Source organism: Candidatus Thorarchaeota archaeon, from assembly GCA_021498125.1.
Taxonomy (GTDB): Archaea; Asgardarchaeota; Thorarchaeia; order Thorarchaeales; family Thorarchaeaceae; genus B65-G9.
In genome coordinates this window covers 912,274-934,690 of sequence record JAIZWL010000001.1, presented here as the reverse complement: position 1 = coordinate 934,690, position 22,417 = coordinate 912,274, and the positions used below count along the sequence as shown (strand labels likewise).

General features: G+C 49.7%; 20 protein-coding genes. 3 read left to right on the top strand and 17 right to left on the bottom strand.

Annotation, left to right across the window (positions count from 1 at the left end; all coding sequences use genetic code 11):
• Positions 1 to 138 precede the first annotated feature (138 nt).
• Positions 139 to 735, bottom strand: coding sequence for a hypothetical protein (locus K9W43_04605; GenBank protein MCF2136504.1), 597 nt, complete (start codon positions 733 to 735; stop codon positions 139 to 141).
• Between the two features lie 254 nt (positions 736 to 989).
• Here K9W43_04605 and K9W43_04600 point away from each other — a divergent pair, with 254 nt between their 5' ends.
• Entirely contained in the window at positions 990 to 2,855 is a 1,866-nt protein-coding gene (locus tag K9W43_04600; protein ID MCF2136503.1) for a hypothetical protein, read from the top strand.
• A gap of 5 nt (positions 2,856 to 2,860) precedes the next feature.
• Here the strand turns inward: K9W43_04600 and K9W43_04595 are convergent, their stop codons facing one another.
• Genes K9W43_04595 through K9W43_04525 form a run of 15 tightly spaced genes read right to left on the bottom strand, consistent with a single transcriptional unit; the run spans position 2,861 to position 18,340 of the window.
• Positions 2,861 to 3,850, bottom strand: coding sequence for a hypothetical protein (locus K9W43_04595; protein MCF2136502.1), 990 nt, complete (start codon positions 3,848 to 3,850; stop codon positions 2,861 to 2,863).
• 2 nt (positions 3,851 to 3,852) lie between these two features.
• Positions 3,853 to 4,584: a hypothetical protein gene (locus K9W43_04590; protein ID MCF2136501.1), complete on the bottom strand. Its 732-nt coding sequence runs from the start codon at positions 4,582 to 4,584 to the stop codon at positions 3,853 to 3,855.
• Entirely contained in the window at positions 4,577 to 5,494 is a 918-nt protein-coding gene (locus K9W43_04585; GenBank protein ID MCF2136500.1) for a hypothetical protein, read from the bottom strand. Before K9W43_04585 ends, K9W43_04590 begins: the two co-directional genes overlap by 8 nt.
• Positions 5,495 to 5,500: 6 nt before the next feature.
• Entirely contained in the window at positions 5,501 to 6,196 is a 696-nt protein-coding gene (locus tag K9W43_04580) for an AAA family ATPase (protein MCF2136499.1), read from the bottom strand.
• On the bottom strand, positions 6,177 to 7,643 hold the full coding sequence (locus K9W43_04575; protein ID MCF2136498.1) for a hypothetical protein: 1,467 nt from the start codon (positions 7,641 to 7,643) through the stop codon (positions 6,177 to 6,179). Before K9W43_04575 ends, K9W43_04580 begins: the two co-directional genes overlap by 20 nt.
• Positions 7,644 to 7,646: 3 nt before the next feature.
• A complete protein-coding gene (locus K9W43_04570; GenBank protein MCF2136497.1) occupies positions 7,647 to 9,848 on the bottom strand; it encodes a DEAD/DEAH box helicase in 2,202 nt (733 codons plus the stop codon).
• A gap of 5 nt (positions 9,849 to 9,853) precedes the next feature.
• The gene (locus tag K9W43_04565) at positions 9,854 to 12,208 is read right to left on the bottom strand and encodes a hypothetical protein (GenBank protein ID MCF2136496.1); all 2,355 of its coding nucleotides are present in this window, start codon (positions 12,206 to 12,208) and stop codon (positions 9,854 to 9,856) included.
• Positions 12,205 to 12,480, bottom strand: coding sequence for a hypothetical protein (locus K9W43_04560; protein MCF2136495.1), 276 nt, complete (start codon positions 12,478 to 12,480; stop codon positions 12,205 to 12,207). The genes K9W43_04565 and K9W43_04560 overlap by 4 nt, the downstream gene beginning before the upstream one ends.
• Positions 12,473 to 13,069 (bottom strand): hypothetical protein, encoded by a 597-nt coding sequence (locus K9W43_04555; GenBank protein ID MCF2136494.1) that lies wholly within the window; start codon positions 13,067 to 13,069, stop codon positions 12,473 to 12,475. The genes K9W43_04560 and K9W43_04555 overlap by 8 nt, the downstream gene beginning before the upstream one ends.
• Positions 13,066 to 15,024, bottom strand: coding sequence for an ATP-dependent DNA helicase (locus tag K9W43_04550; GenBank protein MCF2136493.1), 1,959 nt, complete (start codon positions 15,022 to 15,024; stop codon positions 13,066 to 13,068). The genes K9W43_04555 and K9W43_04550 overlap by 4 nt, the downstream gene beginning before the upstream one ends.
• On the bottom strand, positions 15,021 to 15,635 hold the full coding sequence (locus K9W43_04545; GenBank protein ID MCF2136492.1) for a hypothetical protein: 615 nt from the start codon (positions 15,633 to 15,635) through the stop codon (positions 15,021 to 15,023). Before K9W43_04545 ends, K9W43_04550 begins: the two co-directional genes overlap by 4 nt.
• Positions 15,636 to 15,637: 2 nt before the next feature.
• Positions 15,638 to 16,078, bottom strand: coding sequence for a hypothetical protein (locus tag K9W43_04540; protein MCF2136491.1), 441 nt, complete (start codon positions 16,076 to 16,078; stop codon positions 15,638 to 15,640).
• A gap of 8 nt (positions 16,079 to 16,086) precedes the next feature.
• Positions 16,087 to 17,151 (bottom strand): AAA family ATPase, encoded by a 1,065-nt coding sequence (locus tag K9W43_04535; GenBank protein MCF2136490.1) that lies wholly within the window; start codon positions 17,149 to 17,151, stop codon positions 16,087 to 16,089.
• Positions 17,148 to 17,591 carry a bacteriophage N4 adsorption protein A gene (locus K9W43_04530; protein MCF2136489.1) on the bottom strand — a complete coding sequence of 148 codons (444 nt, stop codon included), beginning with the start codon at positions 17,589 to 17,591 and terminating at the stop codon, positions 17,148 to 17,150. The genes K9W43_04535 and K9W43_04530 overlap by 4 nt, the downstream gene beginning before the upstream one ends.
• On the bottom strand, positions 17,591 to 18,340 hold the full coding sequence (locus K9W43_04525) for a hypothetical protein (GenBank protein ID MCF2136488.1): 750 nt from the start codon (positions 18,338 to 18,340) through the stop codon (positions 17,591 to 17,593). The genes K9W43_04530 and K9W43_04525 overlap by 1 nt, the downstream gene beginning before the upstream one ends.
• Before the next feature lie 560 nt (positions 18,341 to 18,900).
• Between K9W43_04525 and K9W43_04520 the strand changes: the two genes are divergently transcribed.
• A complete protein-coding gene (locus K9W43_04520) occupies positions 18,901 to 20,448 on the top strand; it encodes a GH3 auxin-responsive promoter family protein (protein ID MCF2136487.1) in 1,548 nt (515 codons plus the stop codon).
• 25 nt (positions 20,449 to 20,473) lie between these two features.
• Here the strand turns inward: K9W43_04520 and K9W43_04515 are convergent, their stop codons facing one another.
• Complete coding sequence (locus K9W43_04515; protein ID MCF2136486.1) at positions 20,474 to 21,163, bottom strand: hypothetical protein; 690 nt, start codon at positions 21,161 to 21,163, stop codon at positions 20,474 to 20,476.
• A gap of 178 nt (positions 21,164 to 21,341) precedes the next feature.
• Here K9W43_04515 and K9W43_04510 point away from each other — a divergent pair, with 178 nt between their 5' ends.
• Entirely contained in the window at positions 21,342 to 22,412 is a 1,071-nt protein-coding gene (locus tag K9W43_04510) for a metallophosphoesterase (protein ID MCF2136485.1), read from the top strand.
• The last annotated feature ends 5 nt before the right edge of the window (positions 22,413 to 22,417 follow it).

The window sequence follows — 22,417 nt, the reverse complement described above, 5'->3', positions numbered from 1 at the left end:
CACCTCTTTGAATATGGGATGGACCGGGATCCGAGCCGACTCCAAGGGAAAGAGAAAGGACGATAGTTGGGGTGTGGTGTGTGGGGTGGCTCTGTAAGCAACGGATCCCGATCATTTCTAAATCAATTATTTTGGAGTTCAAATTAGCACCCCCACTACTCGAAAGTAAATCACACAGACTATCGTGACAAAGATCACAAGCTCGGCCACTCCGGACCGAGGACTCTGGCGCAGTGATGAACTAAAGAGGACCATATCGCCCCCGCGAATCGCACTATTGCTCAGAATGGCAATCGCCATATACCAACAAAAAATTGCCAGTAGAAGATCTACTGGATAGAGCGCGGGAAGTATGAGAAAGAGCAGACCGATGTATACCGAGAGAAGCATGGTCAAGAAGAGAGAGAGAACAACAACAAACACTCGTGGGGTCCTTCGTGTGACAATATAAGGTGTGAATTCGCCAAATGTCGTATCAACGCCAACTCCATCTAGGTCAACACCAAGTAGCGTCGAGATCATATAGCGAATACCGATCGTGACCATCATTCCAGGGGCGGTCAAGATGGTGAACAGCGAGAGACCTCTATTACGTGTCCATGTTCTCAGGGAGCGTTTCAAGCCAGAGAGCAATAGTATTGAACGGAAGCCAGTGGCCAAAAAGATGACAATAGGGAGCACTCTCAATGTGAGAGAGAAGTTTCCTATTAGTAAAGTCATCATATCGATCTGCATCGTTCCTTGCCTCTGTAGACATCTGTAGCCTGAATATAGTAGGCTGTTAATAGACTGAATACAAAGAAACATAGCATTATTGCCTAATGCGGTTCTCGATTTATAGCGTATAAAAAATGGAATGACCGGATAATAAGAATCTTAATAACGCAAAGGGGTATAATAGGTACAAGTAGTTAATTAGGCGCGATATGACAACGATTTGATGTTGCGATGCGTAGCTTTTTTAGGTTTAGGGGAAGTTAAACGAGAAAATGCCTGCCCCTCTGACGTTCTTCAAATTGACCACGGATCGACTTCGTAAATATGGGATCATAGATGACATCATCGCATTACAAAGCGTTGCCGCAACTCAGATAGATCAATTAGAATTCCGTCTGGACACAGCAGTGTTTGAGAGAGAATATTGCGAGAGAAGCATCGAGAGCAATTCACTGAGTAATGTAGAGATACAAAGAATTCTTCGAGTCAATGAGGTGAGCAAAAGGTTCAGAGGGATCGACCGACCTCTTATGATAACTGGGAATACTGTCAGGGAAAAGCTCGAGTCAATATTACCTCCAACCTTGCAACATTCAATACGCGACTCTCTCGTAGTAGCGCTAGGACATATCTTGCTCAACGACATAAGCCATCGTATCCATCAACATACGGTTCCCAAGGGATTGAATCTTCTTGCAGCAGGGGTTCTGAAAATCAGCCTTACTGCAAAATTGACAGGACAACGGATTCCGTGGCTGGAAAAGATCTGGCAATGGCATACTGAGATGACAAAGAAAAAGATACTACAACACCTTATTGATCAATCGTATAGCGAGATCACAGCAGAGGAATACAAGAGGCATTTTGAAAACGCACGAGAGAGCCTATCGATAGTATCCCCACAGGACCCACTTCTTCAAGAGCGATTTCCGGAATGGCTGGTATCTGTGACGAGCCAAGATACAACTCGATTAATGGAACCGACCATTCTGAATTCTTTACGGAAATCACTACGGAACGAACTTGGAAAATATAGCATCGTATTAGGAGCCCACCCAATCACGTTACACGCAGACAACATCGGGCGGAGAGAACATCTTCCATTGATCCAATCATTCTTGGAACCGATCAATATTCTACAACGCCGAGAGATCTATGACATCTTTGAATATCTGAGCTCAAGACACGGATTTAACGAACCCACTATTGAAAAAGTGAGAGAGATTACGGGGCTTTCAAGTTCCATGGCGGTCCAGTTCCTCAGTCATGGGGTCGCAGATCTCATCATCGAATGCGCATTTCCATCGCTCTCAGTATTGGGTCTGAGATACAGATATCTCAACAGTCCGCTAAAGAGAGGAAGACCCCCGAATAATGGAATAATCACGAGTATGCTTATCGGACAAAAACGCAGCCAAGTAACATTGCATATTGAACCAATTGAATCACGTGGTCCGCCGTCACTCTCTAGCGAGATCGACCAATTCACTGTTGAACTAGAGACGATCTCAGCACGTATTGACCTGTTCGATCGTGGCACTGGCGAGTGGACTGCACCATGGATCGATAGAAGACCACCCCGCATCAGGACACGGGCTATAGCAACAACCCCATCGGCCGAGAGCAGAGAGAGGATCACACCTCGCGGAGTCGACTTGATTAGCGTACTATGGGGCATTATTACAACCAAACGCAATAGACAACGTTTCTTGAAGCAGATCGACCTACAGAGATCGATGCTGAATATTTCGGGAACACTTCTTCAAAAGAGAATACTGAACATGCTTTATCATCCTGCGTTGGAATACATTGGTCTGCCAGAGACACTCTTCCTAGCTGCTGAGGGAATCAAAGCGTCGGCCATTAAGAAATTCATAGACTGGATAACGAAACTCTTTCCAATGGTCCGAGTGCTCTACTCAGATGTAAAACGTAGAGAACTGGGAAATGTGATAGCAGAGATTCGGCTCCCCCGATTCTCAAAGGCGATCGTCAGGGGAATTCTGTCAGAGCATCTTGCAGACATTGCTGAACATCATATAGTCGAACCGATCATCCGGAAAAGATCATTCCATCTCACTGCTCTATTCAATGCCTTTGATTACAAGAAACGGAGATGGATCGATCCGTGGGCCTGATGAGTTCAGAACCACATCTCTAGAGAGGCCTGTTCAATACCAAAATCTTTCCAGCGTCGCCGCGCATCCTCTGAAATCTGCTCAGCCTTCTGGCTACCAAAGATTGGCCGAAGAAACCGTTCAACCCGTGAGGCAATGGGAGGACTCAGACGCGGCATCTGCTCTTCTACTATGATACCTTCTGCCTCATCAAAGGTCTCACGAGCAATAATAAACGGCTCAATTTGAGAACTACTCAGACCTCTCGCCTTGAGGACATGCTCAAGATCATGATGGCGCAATAACAGAGCGATCCCTTTACGCGGACCGATCCCTTTCAGACCCTCCTTATGAAAATCACACCCGCAGATGATGGCAAGGTCACGAAGCTGGCTGAGAGAGAGACCGGTCAACCTAAGGACATCATCCATCGTGACTCTGAGAAGCTCGTTACGTGAGAGGATCAACTGCTTGGTCACATGCTTCGCACCAAACAAGAGAGCGTCAACATCATTCGAGACCACAGTGGTCACTATCGAGTCGCGCGATAAGACCGCAGCATACATCTCGGCCTCGGAGGGCGCGACTACAGTGGGCACGCCAAGAGCTCGGGCAATGTCCGCAACATGGGACTGTGCAAAGTAACTGAGCAGGGCGGGACTTCGAGTAAGACGCTCCGCGATCTCCTCATCATAGGGGTCCTCATCTCGAATAAACCGATCATAGAGGTCTCGTGCCTGATGCAGGAGTTCAGGATTACACGGCCGCTTCAATGCCTCCGGTGAACCATCAAATATGAGGATTGGAAGGAGAGAGGCAGAGAGTGTGGCCTTGATCAGACTCAGTGCCACCGTGACGTGCGCAAAAGGGATGCGCTCCGACTGATGACCACCATGTGTACGCATCACAGCCATTCGACGCGAGAGGTAATTGGGCATGTCAACTGCGATCGCCCCCTCGATCTCTGATGCTGAAGACCAGATCCAAGGTATGAAGTCAAAGTTCCTAACACCCACCCTCAGACCCCTCCACGCTTGACGGACATCACACCTCGATGATTGATACGAATAACAATTCCGCCAAAGTCAGAGGGTGCAGAAGAACGCTCGATAACGAGCCGAAAGATCTCCTTAGTCTCAGGCAGACGAATGACTCGAACAATGGAATCGACTGCGTGCGCCAAGACAAGACCACCAAGTGGTGCCGATTGGGAAGACCATGCAGAAGAGTGATCGGTCATCATCAGATGGGTGTCAGATGAGACGAGCAGCTGGCGTACGGAGTCCATGCTTCGAAAGAGCATCCGCTGGCGCTCGGCTGTTCCGGGAGTACCTGAGAGATTCAGTAACCCTGTGAGACTGTCTACAACAATAAGACGAAGCCCCTCCATAGAGGCTGCTCGCTTGACCAGTCGCTCAAGGTCAGAGAGAGTAAGAGGATGACCAACACCGACCAACTTCAAGACAGCATTGACTTTCTTTTCATCAGCCAACATCGAACGTACCGTCACGGGGGAGAAATTATTGGCTGAGTCAAGATAGGCAACCGGATGCTTTCTAGAAGTGGCATGGATGGAGATCCAATGAGCTAGAAGCGATAGCGGTGCCCTCTCAGGACCATGAAGGAGAGAGATCTCCCCTGGGCGCAACAATCGGCCAAGGAAATTATGAAGCACACGTGGTGGGAGCCTCAGAACAGGGCGGGTCTCAATTGCCAGAGAGTCGAGAGAGAAACGGGTAGTATCAGACATCGTTCATCACCAAGGAGGCAATCATTTGATTTCGGAAAGCGGTTGCAACAATAGACGAGGAAACGGGGACACCAGTCATTCCAATTGCATTCTCACTTGGAACAGCAACAGCAATAGCACCAGAACTACTGGTCACGATCATACCTGGAATTTGTCGTTCTACAAGAGCTGCAATTGTATCGGGATCGGAGGAGAGCATATACTCTGTTGACTCGGACAGGCCTATGAGGGCAGGACCTGCTATGATCGCTCTTGCTAGAAGAGTGGAGGGGGGCGCCAGATCAATACTCCACGAACGCAAGAGCTCATGGGTCTTTGACAGGAGTGTGGGGTCATCGATTCGAAAGACAATTGCAACAAAGTCCCTGTAGACAACAAGAGAGATTGGAAGCAGGGGGCGACTGGCAATCAGACGAAAGAGCAGATCAAAGCTATCAGACGATGTGATCATGATCTCGGTATTAGCGGGGGGATCGGAATTCAGGAGATACGCAAAGAGACCCATGCCGGTGGTCTTCCGTGGGACCATGAATTTCAAGGAGAAGAACGATTGTAGACCTGACCAGTCATTCATCACTGCTGCAAGTATGACAAGCACGAGAGGCGCGGCCACTGCAACTGCATACCCAAATCCCAGACAGATGAAAAATGTCGTCACTGCTGTGAATCCTACAGCGACCAGAGTGATCATACGGACGACTCGATGGATAATCTGATGTAGTCGCACATGCCCCTCAAACCACGATAGAAAGAACATGAGACCTATCACTACAATAGCAGGCAAGGGATTACCCAGCCTAAAGAGAAGCACTATCGACACAATGAGCGACAGCGCGTGTCCTCCAAAGACTAGCAACAAGACACCGATGATGAGGTATCGAATGATCCGTTTGAGCGGCAATAGCAGCAATACTCTTCAGACCTCCTGAAAGTAATCAGTGGACCCATGTACGATCACGTCAGGACCCGTAGACTTGAGCAGGACAAGATCACCAAGAACACTGGGAGTAGGAGTATCATTGCCTATGATGAGTTCAGAGCGGCCACTCAAGATCCCGCGTTGCACAAGAACATCGAAATCGCTCCAACGCCGAATAGTTGAGTGATGCACAGCAATAGTACCTCGATCTATCAACGTCCGGCTCTCACTGATGATGAGTACATCAGTTGAATGATTTAACACAAGACTGGCAAGTACTGGGAGCACGTCCTCGACGAGTTCCCGTCCCCAGAGAATGGGATCTGTGCGTGCCATATCAAGGACCCTTGTGAGAGGGTCAATGACTACCAAAGTGACATCATCATCTAACGATTTAGGAAGATCCAGAATGGTCTGAAGCATATCCTCCCGGTCCGTGAGAAAAGAGACCATGACGTTACTTGGGTCACCCTGCTTTTGTTTTACGACCTGCATCAGTGAATGAACAAAACTTCGTTTGCCATCGCAATTGAACCACTCCACCCGCCCAGTACGAGATGCAGTTGCAGCCGCATTCACCGCAAAAAGGGTCTTCCCCGAGGCAGGTAGCCCCCAGACATGAATGAGGCCGGAGAGGCCTAACTGTGAGAGAATCCCGTTACTATCCGTCATATCACGCATCCTCGGCTTCAATGACAGGCATCTCTTCATCTATGGCGGGCCCGTCCTTCTCTGTGAGACCCGCGCTCACGATCTCACTTGCCACGGCTAACTCCTCATCCCCAGTCGCAGCCTCATCGGTCTCAGAGGGGGATTCTTCAGCGGACCCGGTCTCGGCCTCAAGTTCACGGGTGAGATCCATTGCTGCCATCTTCATGGCCCATGCATTAAGCAGATCATCCACCGACTCCTTGACCTGAGGTCTCAGAATTCCAGCGTCAAAGAGAGAGTTGTTGAGAATCCCAATATGCTCTGCAACCTCTGCCTCAGTAAGAGTGTTCACAGGATACCCAGTAAAAGCCACATAGGCCAATGCGAGCCGTTCTTGTTCTACAGGAGTACCAAGACTCTCAAAGAGCCCCAAGAATTTGGCGAGACCCTCATCTGCACTACTCAGAGCATCATCCGATGAGATGCGAGAGGGAGAACTTCGTACACACTCGTCCAAGATCGAACATGCAGAGGACACAGCTCCATCAAGGTCTGCTGCCCTAAGCTGTTCTGCCGCGGAGGCCATAAGAGGCGAGATCATAAAGTTGAGGTCTCCAACGATGGACAACATCGAACTGTTCTCACGAAGGGCTTGATCTATCCGGTTCTTATCACCAATGACATCCAAGCGCTGACGCTCCACGACGCAGTACCCCTCAAAGCGCTGAATATCTGCCGAGCTCTGCCTGAACAGATACAAAAAGGCTGTGAGGGAGGAGAGAGTCAGGAGGAGAGGAAGAAGTGGTGTACCCACACCGAAACTGATACTGTTCGCCAAGGTCGCCAGTCCGACAAGAACTCCGACCAAGGCTATCACACTATACCAACCCGTCTTCACGGCATGCTCTAGTGCGACCCATTTATCGGGAGTGACCTTCTCTGTCAGGACCGGCAACATAGCACGCGCATCACTGTTCCTCAGAAGAGCAAACTCTGCGGCGGGAACAATTCGCTTTGAGTCCGTCAACCATGAGAGATCAATGGAGGGCCGCACTCCGTCGGTGATCACATAGATATTGCGTGTCTCATGAACATAGGAAGAGCTCCTTCCGTCAGGACTACGAAGAATAGGCATTCGGACCTTACCACGTGGCGTCAAGACAGACTGCTCCTGAAATAGACCGCCAAGTCCCACATCGACCAGTATTTGATCAAGAGTCCGATTCACGGTCTCAAGGACCGCAGCACGCATGGCAAGCCCACTCGCGCCGAAACGAGCGACTCGCAAGTCCAAGCAAATGACAACATCCACATGGACACCGCGAGTTCCATGTAGCCCCTCAAATTTGACACCAAAAGTGAATCCATTTGGAAACGAACACGAATGGTAGCCAGTCTTATTCAGCGCGGTCTCAATATCATTCGGGGTGTCAGGTGCAGTCCCGCGCATCTCAGTAGGTATGATACCCTTTTCGTCAAGTATTGCCATCGATTATTCACTCTCCTTAGATTGAGTAGCTTTTGTCTCCGGGCTCTTTCGCTCAAGAGCCAGTAACAGTGATTGAGCCAGTGTAGCGGTCTCAACAAGACCACCATGATCAGCAACAACAGAAATTGCAGTCGTCAACCAACGAGCAGTATCTACGAGACCGTATGCATCACCCTCGCTCAGCCCCGCATTTGCAGCAAGGACACTGAGAGGCTGATCAGTCGATACCAGACCCGCCAGTAACTCGTCAAACGACTCGTTGACCTCCGAGCCCATCTCAAGTGAGATGAGATGACGCAATAGCCAGAGAAGGTCAGCACTATCATGTACCGAGGGTAACAGTGCACGCATCTCACGAATGGTCGAGATTCGCAGATAGAGGCGATTCACCAATCGGCCTAAAGGAGTAGGTCGTACCTTGCCTTCGAAACCGCCCTCAGCAAGATCGAGGCGTACCAGAACACGGAAAGGACTGGTCTCGCCCAGAGCAAGGGGGATCACATAGTCTGCAAGGGAACCTAGTTCTTTGGAGGCGGCATACCCCAGCGCGACCAAGTGGGAACAGAGAATCCCAGATCCGTCAATGGGAGTCCCGCATGAACACATCGGACCTTCAACCAGTCCGTCTGAAGAGACCCGTGAAGAGAACCTACAGGTATATTGCGCTCCATCCCAATCACGAGCCAACCCCCCAATGGTAGTGTCATTCTTCTCACGAAGGACCACCCGACCGATGACGTTCTCACGCGCTGCACGGATCGTATCGCCTAATGCATGCTTTTCTATCGCAGATGTTGCCGATATCTCACCAAGATTGAGCAGGCGAAGCGGTGATCGTGTGTCACGGATGCCACAAAAGACCAGATAGGACTCACCAAAGACTGTGTCCTCAAGCTCGTCAAGTGAAACCTCATTAAACGCATCAAGCGCGACCAAGAGCTGCTCGGTGAGAGCCTCTGACTCATTAAGCACGCTTCGTACTCGTTCATATTTTGGAATGAGAACCTCTTGATCGGTCTCGGGATCCTGAAAGACATCAAAGTAACGCTGGCGAAGGTGGCTCGCCTCACCATCACTACCTGCAAGAATAATGCCAATACCAAATTTGTCCTTCCCCGGTCTTCCTGCGCGTCCCAACATCTGATGGATCCTATTTGCCGACAAGAGCCGGCGATGGTCCTGAGGTGAACGAGCATTGACCACTATGACCGTTCGTGCAGGAAAATCAATTCCAGCAGAGAGAGTGGCAGTTGCACAGATGACCCGGACAAGCCCTCTCTTGAACAGGCGCTCAACGAGATCACGTGCGGCATATGAGAGGCCAGCATGATGGAAAGCCACCGAGTCGTGCAACAACGCCTTAAGCTCTGGAGGAAGATTGACATCAAAGTTCTCGACTGATCCCAGTTCGGAATCCAGATTGGTCTTTTCAGCATTGGTCATCTGTCGCCCAACATCAATTGCAAGACGTGTCGCATATCTCTCAGCATCTTTGCGGGTACGTCCAAAGACGATCACCTGGCCATCACTTCGGACTGTGGTCATGACAAGATTATGCATGGTCTTGAAACGGTCACTTGTCGGAACAATACTGTAGTGAAGGGGAACCGGACGATCCTCTGAGTGCACCAAGTCACAACCCAGCCACTCAGCCAATTCATCGGGTTCCCCTATTGTTGCAGACAGGGCAACGATCTGCAGGTCAGTAATGAGTCGTCTGAGTCGTATAATGAGCGACTCCAGACGTGCGCCCCTCCCGGGCTCTGAGATCGTCTGAATCTCATCGATGACCACCGTACCCAGCTCGGAAAGCCAAGCAGCATTTCGACGGAGAAGGGAGTCTGCTCGTTCATAGGTGGTCACGACGATATCGCATTGCGCGAGGTGTTCTGCATCAAGATGAAAATCGCCAGTACTGACACCAACTTTGATGTTGTACTTGCTAAAGTGCGTTGTAAGAACATCATGGATCTGACCAGCAAGTGCCCGCAGCGGCACAAGATACATTGCACGCTTCCCTGAGAGAACTGCGCGGAGCGCTCCCATCTCTCCGACAAGGGTCTTCCCCGACCCTGTTGGCGAGCTGATCATGATGCTCTTTCCGTCAAGAAGACCATGTTCTATTGCTCTCTCTTGCACGCCACGTGGTTGCATGTTCAGAGAGCCAACGATGTGTAGCACCTGTGAGGAGATATCTTCAATCATGACGGTCAAGTGTCCTTCGCCTCCTGCTCAGCCTGTTTCAATGCCATTGCGCCCTTCATTGTAAGCCTGAAGTTGATGTACGAGACATTACCATGAACCTCGTGTCCTCGGAGGACCATACTGGCCCGTTCTAGACGAGAGAGCACACCCTCAATGTCTACATCTTCTCCCTGTGTCGAACGCAGGAATCGCTGAATGGCCCCAGTCGTTAAGGGTTCGTACCTCTCAAGCAGGCGCAGTACCTCAAGAGCGAGAGCATGATCCCGACCTGCCACCCTGAAGAGAAGACTATCACGTCGTTCCTCGCTCTCTGGTTCCTTAGGAGAGACAAGAGCAGCAAGACGTGATTCAACAGCATCCATGTCAAGTGGTACTAATTCGGGAGCGGAATCGAGCTTGACCGGAAAACAGGTAGTTGCCGCGATCGGTCTGAAGAGGACGGTTCCCTGTGGCATAGTGCGCAGATATGATGACTCCTGCGGCGATCTACGTGAGGAACTGTAGAGACCATGCTGAATGACACTCAAGCCAAGCAGATCGCTTGCTATTGAGATGTCACTAGTGTTCTGAAGCCTAAACATCATCGCGGCAGAAAACTGTGAGACAATGACCTTGGGAAGACCGTTGAAGTCATCAGTCGCAAAGACAAGACCGCCCCGATGTAGAAGCTGCTTGATCATCACTTCAACCCATGATACACGCCAAGGCTCCTGACTTCGCTCCGGCATCGTGCGTGTCTTGAAATTGGGAGCATTCTCGAAGATGATGACGAGATCGGGATCAGGTCGCAGTCCTGCAAATTTGATGGCAAGTAGATCCAAAGCGAACTTTTCGATCTCGGCGCGGTCAATTCCTGCAAGAATTACTGTGAGACCGTGTTGAGCGATCAGGTCAGTGGGTGCACTCTGAGTCCCATAAAATGCATTGGCACCCTCACCCTTGTAGAGCCTCTGAATTCCAGCAAGGCCATACTCGGACTGGTTCATGGAAGGAGAGGAACGTGAGGGGGCTGTTGCCAGTCCGGAATCGGGATCGTCGTCGATCACATCATCAAGCCGGACATCAGCGAGTGTAGCACTTCCACTTGATATTGCCCTCATTAGAGCAAGTTCTAGTTCCACTGCACCCCTGAGTTTTGTTGATAGTACAACCTCTAGCGCCTTCATCAACTGACTCACATAGGACTTCTGAGGTATCCCCTCAGGGTCCATCGGATTGAGCACAAAATCACGGCCCAAGGTCAGGCATATTCCATCAGGTGCAAGAGCCGCAATATTACGAGCAGTGGGATCAGTAGCGATGTAGACCACACGTTTTCCTTGCGCGAGTAGCCGCTGTACCACCAAGGTCAGAACATGGCGTCGATCATCATTTGTGCCGCCACCAATCAGAAGCCCGTTCAGAAAGTCATTATGATCAAGCCCGGCAGGAGAACCGATCTGAAGGGTCTCGGGATTGATCACTCGCCCGATAGGATAGGTACTGGATGGTGGACGAAGTGGACTAAGAAATTCCCCGGGAACATTCCCTCCGATCTCTGAGGCAAGCTCGCCAGCAAGCTGGACCAACCACTCTGAGAGTTCTTTCCCAGTCGCATAGAAGCCTCGTGACCCACTCACATCAAACTCGTTAATTGATTGGGCCAGAGACCTGCTCTTGATCGGTGTCCAATGGGTCTCTGGAAGTGCACCAACAACAGAACTCTGAAAGATCGGAACGTCGCCGGGAGATGCGACATGCCCGACAATTGCTGTGCGTGTGCTCCAGATAAAGCCTCGACTCAGGAAGAAACTATCAATTTGAGCGTCAGGCATCTCGTCAAAGAAGACCTCCTGAAGATCTTCCACCACCCCGGACTCGCGAACACAATCAGTAGGTTCGGGGTCAAGCTCTACGACAAGCGTGAAACCATGGTCCATAGGAAGTGATCTTAGAAGGGCACTGAGGTCTCCGGCCAACCGACCTGAAGCCTCGGGAAGGACCATTCCTGTGACATAGTGAGTACCATGATGCGACTTGCATAAGAGAACATCATTCTCAACGGCCAGTGTCACCTCAGGAAACTCAACATGGGTCCATGCATTAGATGCAATTGCTGCCTCCTCACGAGCTGGTCTTTGCCCCGGAAGCAACCAGATAATGACCAAGATGATAATGGCCCCCGTGAGCATCACTACAGGTTGATAGAAACCAAGAATAAACACGGTCAGAGAGAGAAGGAATATTCTCCACATCGGGATACGTCGTGCTCGATTCATCCAGAAGACATGGTCCATTGGAACCGATTTGGAGAATTTTGCACCAAGCTCTGCAAGGGGGTCGGTCTCGGGCTTGCCACCCATGATCGTTCGTTTCGTCACTCCAAATCACCCTCAATGACCAGTACTGGTTGCCGTGAGAACAGATCGATCAGACGTTGGAACCGTTCAAGGGAGGAATCAGTAGGATCCTCAAAGATCAGACGGTCCGGACCAACGACTAAGACCTCAGGCATTGGACCGGGTGGAGGTGTGCCATGGGAGAGGAGGAGTGGATGCTTGAAAAGAATCTGCCAAGAATATCCATGGCCCACCTTAAGCATATGCATGATCCGGTCTAGACTTATCCCAGGAGGTATGTGAAGCTCATGCAATTCCGTAGACACCTCCTGAATAGACACCAAGCAATTCCGCAAGACCTGCGCGAACTACTGGAACGTGAGGATAGGCTGCACGAAGAGATCCCTCCAGTACCGCGGCGTACTCCGACACAGCCTTGGCTAAGACATTGGCCTTTGCAACACCATTGTGAAACCGGAAGCCTCGACGGGTGACCATCATTCCAATACGAGTAGTGCCATCACCAAGTGGACGCATCACGAAGAACTTCACGGACGCATTCTGCGCCTCACGAGTGACCCGATGAAGAGCACGTAATGCCTTCACAGCAGAATGCTCCAGATCAATGCCCAAGGGCACACTGGTGATCAAGCGTGCGGCACTGACCTCAACGATCCATGGCCGAAGGATGACCATCACACCCATCGGTTCGTTCCACAGTATCTCCGGTCTACCCGCAAGAGCCCGTGATGAGAGAGCCAAGATGATCACAATACCAACAGCAGCAGTCACAGCCACAGTCGATACGATGTCTTGACTAATAATGATGTAACGAGCAACAAAGGCGATAACAAGCGCTCCCACGATGTACCATTTGTAAAGCATAAGATCACGAAAGTTCACAGTAGACCTGCCTCCCTCAAACTCAGAAATTGTGTTATAGCGTCATGCATCTCGCTACCAGAGGAAAAGGGCCACATGTCCGAGGCAACATCGTCACCCATGATCCGAAGATGTCTCAAGAATCGTCTATCGAGAAGAACTACGACGCCCCAGTCCTTTGGGGACCGACGAAGCCGACCGATAAGCTGGACGACCTTTCGAAGTGTGGGTATGGTGGCGGCGTAGTAGTAGCCCATCCCCTTCCCAAAGTGATTGTCAAGCCAGTCCTGTAGTGCCAGATGATACGTTGTCGGAGGGCTGAAGGGGATTCCTACTCCGATGATAAGATCGATACAGCTTGACCCACCCTCAACAATATCGATCCCTTCACTGAACTTTCCGCCGTACACCGAGAATATCGCATGAGGACCACTCGTGACCGCATCAACAAGCACATCCAGTCGTGAACCCGGAGCCTCAATGAGCGACTCTCTGAATCCAAAATCTATGTCGTAACTCATCACTTCACGCATCATTGCGTAACTGGGAAATGCCACGAGAGCACTCTTATTGGCGGGCATGCTTGTGAGAGCAGTACTTATCCGCTCTGCGATATGTTTCCAGAGAGAAGGACTGCGCTCTGTGTATTTTGTTGAGAGCTGTCGATCGATCAGAATTAGACGTGTGCCACGTGGATACGGGCTCGCAAGTTCTGCGGAGGCGGCACCAGTCACTCCGATCAGGCGTGCATAGTGTTCTGTTGGCCGCAGGGTACCGGACATCAGGATCGCCGAGCGTGCAGACTTGAGAACAGGACCTGCTAATGCGGCAGAGTTGAAAGGTCGCACAGTCAGTGAGGCACGGGCCACATCGGGCTCTTCGAAGCGTGACGGTCTCAGATGAAGTGTCACATGCCAGTCATCACTCTTGACAGCCTGTGTCGCAGCATAGAGGAATTCCAACATACGGTCAAGAGGGGTCTCGCTGGCCGCAAGCATATCAGGGTCATTGGTACTATCACGCGATTTCATCATCATGGTCTTGAGAGAAGCCTCATTGACAAAACGAGGGGCAACATCCCACTTGTTCAGCTGCCGTTCGGACTTTTTCCCAAGACCATCGAGACCTAAGAGGAGGGTCTCCCAGAGAAAATCAATTGCATCTCCAGTCCACTGTGCCCCAGTGGTCTTGACGATATTGTCACGTTTTTCCCGTAGCCAGATCAGATCCGACCCGGTGAGGCGTGCGGTCTCCGAGTCAAGAACATGATCGGTAAGATTGTGCGCCTCATCAACGATAACATCCAGATTGCCAAGTTCAACTCCGATGAAGGCGAGCGTTGCATCACGGACCTTGCTCTGGAATAGATAAGAATAGGGACCTATGATGACTCTGCTATCACGTGCTGCATTCTTGAGAACCTCATACGGACAGAACCCCTCAGAGTGGGAGACATCCTCTGCAACCTTGCGAGTGACAACACCCTGAGAGAGCAGGTCATAGATTATTCCTCTAGCACTATCTCGAAGCTTGACGCGGCCTTCGCTCTTTGAGTACATGCTCCAAAAGTACGAACAGCGACCAGTACGGATCATCATAGAGCAGGCATGCATGAACCCAGAATTGTCCAACGAGTCCATCTGAGACCTTAGAGGACACATTCGTGCACGAGAGACCAGCGAAGTGGCTGTGAGCTGTGGATCAGCTCGACGAAGGACTTCCAGTTCTGACTCAAATACCCGTGTCTGCGAATGGGTACGTGTGACTACAAACAGTCGAGCCGTGGGATCATCTGCGCGTGCTGCAAGGTAACCAGCAAGAACTGCAATCGTCTTTCCAACACCACAATCGGCTGAGAGAAGGCCGACCGAACGATTGTAGAAGACATCAGCAGCAAGCTCCACGGCACTGTCCTGATGCGGCCTAGGAGTATATGGAAAATATCGCATAGGATTCAGTGCCGCTGAAGTCATCATTCTCCCTCCACATGAAGCACGGACTCACTCCGATGGATCCTGAATCGAACGGAGAAGTAGGCCCGCAACAGTTCGTGAAAGTTATGTTCGAGTCCGATGGAATCAAAGTGCCGTTCCTTGCGTGCCATTCGCTCAACAATCTGAGGACTGAACCCTTTCCGTCGTGCCGCTCTCCAGAACCATGACTCGACCTCCTGCATTGTTGAATAGAGATGACTGACCGACTCTTCAACAAGGTCCATCAGCTTCCGTACACTATCCTTCGAGGTCGTGGGAATCTGAGAGAGGTGCGTCCCAGTGGGGAGAAATACTGACACACCATCAAGGCTGTCAAGATAGATCTGACTTGGCACGCCACGAGTTCCTCGCAGGGTCTCCAACAATGAGAGAAGTCGAGGTAATTGAGGCAGCAAGGGGCGGGTCGCATCACGATCACGCCACTGAACAGTAGTAACTACATACACCTCAGGGTCGGGGCCTGCACCCCTCTGTAAGATAGTAATTCGGTGGTCGGTGTCCCTGAGAAGCAGATTCACCAGATTGATCATGGACCGCTGAGAGATCCCGGATGCTTGCCGACCACTCCAGACCTGTTTTATTGCCTCAGTCATTCTCAGTAATCCTCCTTTATCTCAACAACAATACCATCACTCGAAATCCGACCCTCGCTCTCAAGAAGCGTGATGAAGTGGACCGCTCGTGAAACCTCAATACCAGCATCGATGCATTCCTGCAATACACTAGAGAATAAGACAGGACGACCGTGATTCATCTCGACTAACGTAGTGATGATGTCCTGGACCCGCCGTTTGATTCCACGCCCCCGAGAGATGCGTCCCACACGAGATTGCACTTCAATGATCTGAGCAAGCTCTTGGACATTCTCCTCGGCCTCTTGCACTGTGACCGCATAGATCATTCCGGGAGTGTCCACGATGATGTAACCGCACTTGCTACATTTGGAAGGCTCTCCTTCGCCATCTACGCAGACGTAATCGACATTACGACACTTTGGGCAGACGTAGACTCTGAACATACCGCGTTCTCGACTCACTATGCCATTCACTCCTCTTCGCTTTCTGCTGCTGCGCCGGGCACACTCATCACCATGGGCTCGGTCCCAGCAATGACGTAACCCTGACTCGCAAGATACGCCTTCACTTCGGGTTCGACCGCCTTCATGTCCGTCTTTGATGCGTAGAAGCCGCCCCAGCCATTGACCAAGTTAATTGTAAACTCGGGAATTCCGGCATTGTCGTTCAATGTCAAAATACGCTCGCCCGCTCCCTTTCGCCGTGTGTAAAAACGGTAATCGGATCCGTGCGAGAGAATGTGGCCGCCTATGGGTTGGTTGGGATTACCGCCATAGGTGGAGATATGGGCCATGACCTGATTTGTGTACAGAAAGACCGTCTTTGTTGCCGTTGCCGTCCTGCGCATCACATTTAGAAGAGAGTTGATCGCCTGCTGCCTAATTCTAAGAGTGTCAAGTCCAGTATATTCGACACGGAACAGACTGGTCAATGAGTCCACAATGACTAACTTGTAGTCACCCTTTGCACAGAGTTGAGGGATCGTAAGGAATTTCTCTGTGATCTGTGACGACAGAACAATTGGAATGTGCTCAATATTCCCTAATACCACATCAGGGTCCATCTTGTATCTGTATGCTATGCCTCGAATGTGCCATGGTTTGAAACTCGATTCGGTGTCGAGCCAGAGAACCCTACCTTCCAGTCCGCCCTCCTCCCGCGGGAGCTGTGAACGCACGGCAAAGTAGCTACACCACTGGGTCTTCCCACCACGTGCAGCCCCATATATCTCAATTATTGAACCCTCTTCGATCCCGCCCATCAGGTGTTCGTCTAACGACTCGATCCCTGTGGTCAGACGTGTTGCCTCTCGCATAGCACGCTCGACTTCAATACCCGAACGAAAATCGTCCATATTGAGAAGACGACGAGCGTTCTGCACGATCTTCACAGCAGTACCTTCACCAATGCTGGCCTTTGCCTGGAGCTCAACAGGATTCTGAACTGCAAGAAGTTCTGCACTTATGACGAATACGGCTCGTAGCTTCTTTGCTAATGTCGGGCCAACACCCGGAACCTCTTCTAAAGAAATCATGACTCCACCTCCATCAACCGTTTAGCATGTGGCCCCTTCAAGGGAACCAATTTCATAAATCGCTCAATCTCACTTTTGGGAACGATCATCCATTCCTCATCTAAGACCTCAGCCACCCGTACAAGTTCAGTGACCGATTCCTGTAGGGGTGCAGGCACTGGAAACAAGAGGCCTGCTGGATGGATCACTCCGGTGACACTCACATGTCCCCCAAGGACATCATAGGCAGAACTGCATACGCCATCATCGAGATCGTAAGACTCGCCGGGTCTGACAGGCTCGATATTGAGGTCTCGAATATCTCGTTGCAGATATCTTACGTACTCGGCGGGGACGGATACTCTTGCGCCAAGACCATAGGCGGCACCTGCAAGCCAAGGATAGTCATGGTCAGAGATCATTAATGACTGGTGAGCATTCATCGATGTCTGAACATACATTAGGCACGCGCCCCCTCGGACTCATCCATATCATAGGTTATCTGGGATAGTGGCCTGAGATAGGTCATCCATCTGTCAAGATACCGGATCATTGGGTCATCAGCCTGTTCCTCTGAGAGAACTGACGACAGAAGTGCCTTGGATGCTAACACAATGCGCTCAAGCGCAATTGATCGCTCGGTATACGTCAGTGGCGAAAACCAAGGCATTGTCATGAGACCGCTCTCGCCGGCCAAAAACTCCCGCCAGTCAAGCGACCACTCACCAATAACAGGATCATTATTGATGATGGACAGGAGGACCGCTGACCAGTCCATCCAACTCTTGAAGAATCTGTACAGGCTGGTCACTAACGAAGTCATCGGAGAGTCCTTATGACTTGCCTTTCCCTCAAAGACCAAGACAAGTCGAGTCACATCTCCACGTACTACGGCATTTGCAACGATCCCTTTGCCTTGATGATTGATTACCGCTGCAAGTGCTGGGACAATACCCGGGATATCACATGGGAGATATTCTCCGACTGCACGGAAATGCGTCTGAGTGAATGGGATCAGCATCTCGCTTCGAAAGCCGATCACTAACACCAGTACCGGACGTTTACTATCAGCCTGGAGAAGTGCACGAATAATATTACAATCTGCAGAGTTGAATGTGATCTGCAGATGTTTTGTTACATCCGTCATCCCTGCAATGAGTTCTTGAGAACTCACGGCAGCAGTAAATTGTTCCTCAAGTTGCTTTATCATGTGCTCACCAAGAACTATAGGGAAATCAAAAGGAATTCAGTTTACCCCCACATGCCATTTGTCGCTAATGGGGGATATTATCGAAAAATCAAGATTGTAAACAATCGTAATAACGCAAAGGGCAAGAATAGCATTGTATTTCAGACCAATTAGCACCATATCCAATATTGCCTTGTCGTTGAGTAGCTTTTTTTGGATTCTGCGAGGAAGAGATGAACAAACGCACCTTTTTAAAAAAATAACAGCGTCATGCATGTGGCATCCGCACAAGATCCAACTTGCACGACCAAGATCAACAATCAAGCAATTATTTTTTCAAATTATGGGATGTTGCTGCAAAAACCATAAAAAAGCTACTGAATGCATCATCAAATAGTCTTCATAGAAGAATTATGGAGATATACGCCATCATTATTGGCCTTTCCGTTATTAAGATTTTTATACGTTGTGTAAAACAAGAATCAATGCTTTAGACGCTAATTGAACTATTGCCATAACATACAATGGTCTAGATTTCCACTATGGTAAGCATCGGAATGACGCATTCCGGAGGCAAGCAGATGGCAATCATGAGGAAAATAATATCACGGGTTGCTCAGAAGAAAGTCAGAGAGATCGACTATCTTTTGACACACTCATGGGAAGTGACCCAAGATAAATTGATGAAAATCATCAAGAAGAACAAAGAAACACTTTATGGACGCAAGTTCGATTTTGGAAGCATCTCTTCTGCGGAGGAATATATGGATCGGGTGCCCCTTACTGATGCATATAGACTTCGACCGTACCTAGAGATGATCTATCAGGAGCCACGAGGGCAGATCCTCACAAAGGATCCGGTGGTCTGGTATCTTCAGACCTCGGGAACGACGGGGAAACCCAAGAGAATGCCGATCACGAGAAGTGGAGTCAAAGACGTTGCCAAGAGCACAATGATGACATGGATGGCATTCATCGCTGAAGAAGAGGAGAATGCAAGAATCATTGATGGCTCGCTGATCACGTTCGGTGCAGCGGCAGTCCTCGATCATATTAATGGCATTCCAGTAGGTTATGCAACCGGAACATATGGAAGATTCATGAACCCCCTGTTCAAGAAACTCATGAAACCGGGCGAGGATGTCTTCAACATCTCTGATATGGACGAGAAGATGCGAGCATATGCCGAACTCATGGTCAAAGAAGATGTGACAGGGCTTCAGGGAATAACCACATTATCACTGGCACTGGTCAGAAGAATGCAGAACGAATACGGACCATGGCTCCTTGAGAGATTCAGAGGGACACCATACGAAGACAAGCTCAGGCGAGTGATCGATGACGAGGGACGAATAGACGTGTCCCAGCTGTGGCCAAACCTTCGACTCTTCTTAGCAACAGGAATCGATTCAGGCCCCTACAAAAAATGGATCTCTGAGACATTTCCCTTAGTTAAGATAAGAGAGATCTATGGTGCATCGGAGGGGGTATTCGCCGGACAATTACAGGGTGAGGGAAAAGGAATTCAGATATTCCCCAACACCAACTTTATCGAGTTTATCCCTGAGAATGTGATCGACGAAGTAGAACCTGAGACCGTCCCGATCACGGATGTCAAGAAGGGGTATACGTATGAGATCGTTGTCACCAATGCCCAAGGGTACTATCGATATCGAATGGGAGATGTGATCACGGTCATTGACACAGACCCGGTCAGTATCAAAGGGATCTCAAGACGAGGGAATGTGGTCAATCTATCAGGCGAGAAGATAACAGCCGCACATGTAACTACTGCAATAACTGCGGCCTGCCTGAAGACAGACGCAGAAGTCATGGACTATACAGTCTATGGAACTGTTGAGAACGGAATTGGCCATTACGAGATCCTTGCCATGTTCCGCAATAGTGATCAAGTAAAGTCCGATGAATTCGTGGCCGCCTTTGAGGAGACCATGAAGACCATAAACGAGGAGTTTCGCGTCGTACGAGAAACGGGGGCTCTTGCACCTACGACCATCAAGAGCATGGACACCTCAATTTATGATAGGGTCGTGTCTCAACGCCACCACCAGTGCAAGCCCACACCACTCACAAGCAATAGTGACGTGCGCGATCTGCTTGAGCTCTAGGCCAAAAGGAATCGCCCTGATGATCTCAGACCATGACCGCAGATGAGACGGGGGGCGATTCCTCTTGACGATTGGTCGCACGGGAGAGAGAGGGGATGATGAAGGCCAAGGCTGCAATAATAGTACCAATGGCATTCATAATATCAGAGAGAACTGAGATTCCGATTGAATAGAGCGGGACGCGCAACATCTGACTTGCCAAAATAATGAGTAGCGATACAAGCATGAAATCGCTTCTTACTTCTTTCAAGCGTCCCGTTCGCCATGTCACTGCAAAGGTACCAATGAAACCAAGCATGATGCCGATCATCACAGGGATAAGGAGGGCCATCAATATCTGAGCAGTGGGAGCTAAGAGCAAGATCGTGTACCAGTAGACAGCAACCAAGCCAACGACCCGCAGATGATACTGTTTGTATTTGAAGGCCCAAATATTCAGGAGGCCCGGAAGAATTGGAAATACAAGAAAGCCTATGACAACAGCCCGTACTCGTAGAAAGTCAAGAGTGTTTGGAAAGACTCCTGCAAGCACCAAGGTCTGAAGAAGTGTGTTGAGACCCTGAAACGCCAGAGAGACACCAAAGATCAGTGGCAGATCGGTCAAGAGCCGATTAGGGAATGAATACCAGATGTGGATCAGGTAGGCTGCGGAAAGTATACTGATAAGAGCGGCAAGAATTCCAATTGTCAGAGTCAGGTCGGGGGGCATTTGCATAGGGCGATCACCAGAAGTCTATCTGGTCGGGGAGATAAAAGCACCACAATTTTCCGCGGCCAAGAAAATATCACAGACATTCATGGGAAAATAATTCATATATCGCCATCACACTATAAGGATCGTCCAAAGATGAACTGGTGGGTAAATCATCTCGGATTTCGGTCGAGGGCTGGCAATGGTCAAAATAGCACATATCTCTGACTCACATCTTGGTGCAGCAGCATTCCAATTAACAGAGAGAAAAGAGGATATGAGGGCCTGCTTTCAACAAGCGATCGAGAAGGCACTAGAACACAAGCCCGATATTTTGGTGCATACTGGCGATCTCTTTGACAGTCCGGAACCAGCGCCCGAGGACATGCAAATTGCCATAGAGATGTTCAAAAAAGTCAGAGATGCGAGAGTCCACGCATTTATTGTTCAAGGGAATCATGATCTTCCAGGGAAACGCTGGGATGTGAGCCCGGTTGTGGCTCTTGAACGGGCAGGCCTCGCAATAACTACCATTGAGGATCAGCATAGAGAATTCAGACTCCAGATTAATGGAGAACAGATAGAAGTTCATCTTGTCTCGTGGGGATACGAAAGAACGACCAGAGGGATCATTGACAGGATAAGGCCTAAAGGTGACATTAATCTGCTATTCACTCACACGCTCCCCATCAAGTGGGATGAGGCGCCTATTGATTTTGACTATATAGGAGAAGGACATAAACACGATTTCCGACTTGACGAGGATGCAGGCATTGGGAGACCTGGCTCAACGGCAATAGTTGAATGGCGCAGAGAACTGGGCTATGGCAGAACACGAGGGGTCATTGTTGTGGATGTGACAACAAATGGTAACAAGTACGTTACTGAACCACTTGAAGATGTTCGTGAGTTCAATCTCATTTCAGGCGTAGATATAACAGGAAGATCTGGTGAAGATGCGAATCAGTACCTGAGAGATGTAATAAAGAGGATTCGATTTACAAGCAATGGAGGGATTGCAGTTGTGCAGGTCAATGGTATCATTGACTCTGAAACCAGTGCCGCAATAAAACCAGAGGAACTTGTTGAGTATGGAGAGCAAGAACACAATTCACTATTGATTGTCATCGATGCAAAATGGCAAGTACTTGGAACACGGCCAATCAAGATCACAAGACCACTCGATGTGAAGAGGGCAGTAAGAGAATACGTTGAACAATCACAACTTGGAAGCCCTGATGAGTTTCTCGAAATACTTGAGGAGATAATGTAATGGGG

Bases quoted from the DNA above. Each gene is read 5' to 3' on its own strand.
- K9W43_04515 (MCF2136486.1), bottom strand. From the start codon at position 21,163: ATGCAAATGCCCCCCGACCTGACTCTGACAATTGGAATTCTTGCCGCT.
- K9W43_04590 (MCF2136501.1), bottom strand. From the start codon at position 4,584: ATGTCTGATACTACCCGTTTCTCTCTCGACTCTCTGGCAATTGAGACC.
- K9W43_04575 (MCF2136498.1), bottom strand. From the start codon at position 7,643: ATGGCAATACTTGACGAAAAGGGTATCATACCTACTGAGATGCGCGGG.
- K9W43_04570 (MCF2136497.1), bottom strand. From the start codon at position 9,848: ATGATTGAAGATATCTCCTCACAGGTGCTACACATCGTTGGCTCTCTG.
- K9W43_04510 (MCF2136485.1), top strand. From the start codon at position 21,342: ATGGTCAAAATAGCACATATCTCTGACTCACATCTTGGTGCAGCAGCA.
- K9W43_04525 (MCF2136488.1), bottom strand. From the start codon at position 18,340: ATGATAAAGCAACTTGAGGAACAATTTACTGCTGCCGTGAGTTCTCAA.
- K9W43_04530 (MCF2136489.1), bottom strand. From the start codon at position 17,591: ATGTATGTTCAGACATCGATGAATGCTCACCAGTCATTAATGATCTCT.
- K9W43_04545 (MCF2136492.1), bottom strand. From the start codon at position 15,635: ATGACTGAGGCAATAAAACAGGTCTGGAGTGGTCGGCAAGCATCCGGG.
- K9W43_04535 (MCF2136490.1), bottom strand. From the start codon at position 17,151: ATGATTTCTTTAGAAGAGGTTCCGGGTGTTGGCCCGACATTAGCAAAG.
- K9W43_04605 (MCF2136504.1), bottom strand. From the start codon at position 735: ATGCAGATCGATATGATGACTTTACTAATAGGAAACTTCTCTCTCACA.
- K9W43_04520 (MCF2136487.1), top strand. From the start codon at position 18,901: ATGGCAATCATGAGGAAAATAATATCACGGGTTGCTCAGAAGAAAGTC.
- K9W43_04550 (MCF2136493.1), bottom strand. From the start codon at position 15,024: ATGATGACTTCAGCGGCACTGAATCCTATGCGATATTTTCCATATACT.
- K9W43_04600 (MCF2136503.1), top strand. From the start codon at position 990: ATGCCTGCCCCTCTGACGTTCTTCAAATTGACCACGGATCGACTTCGT.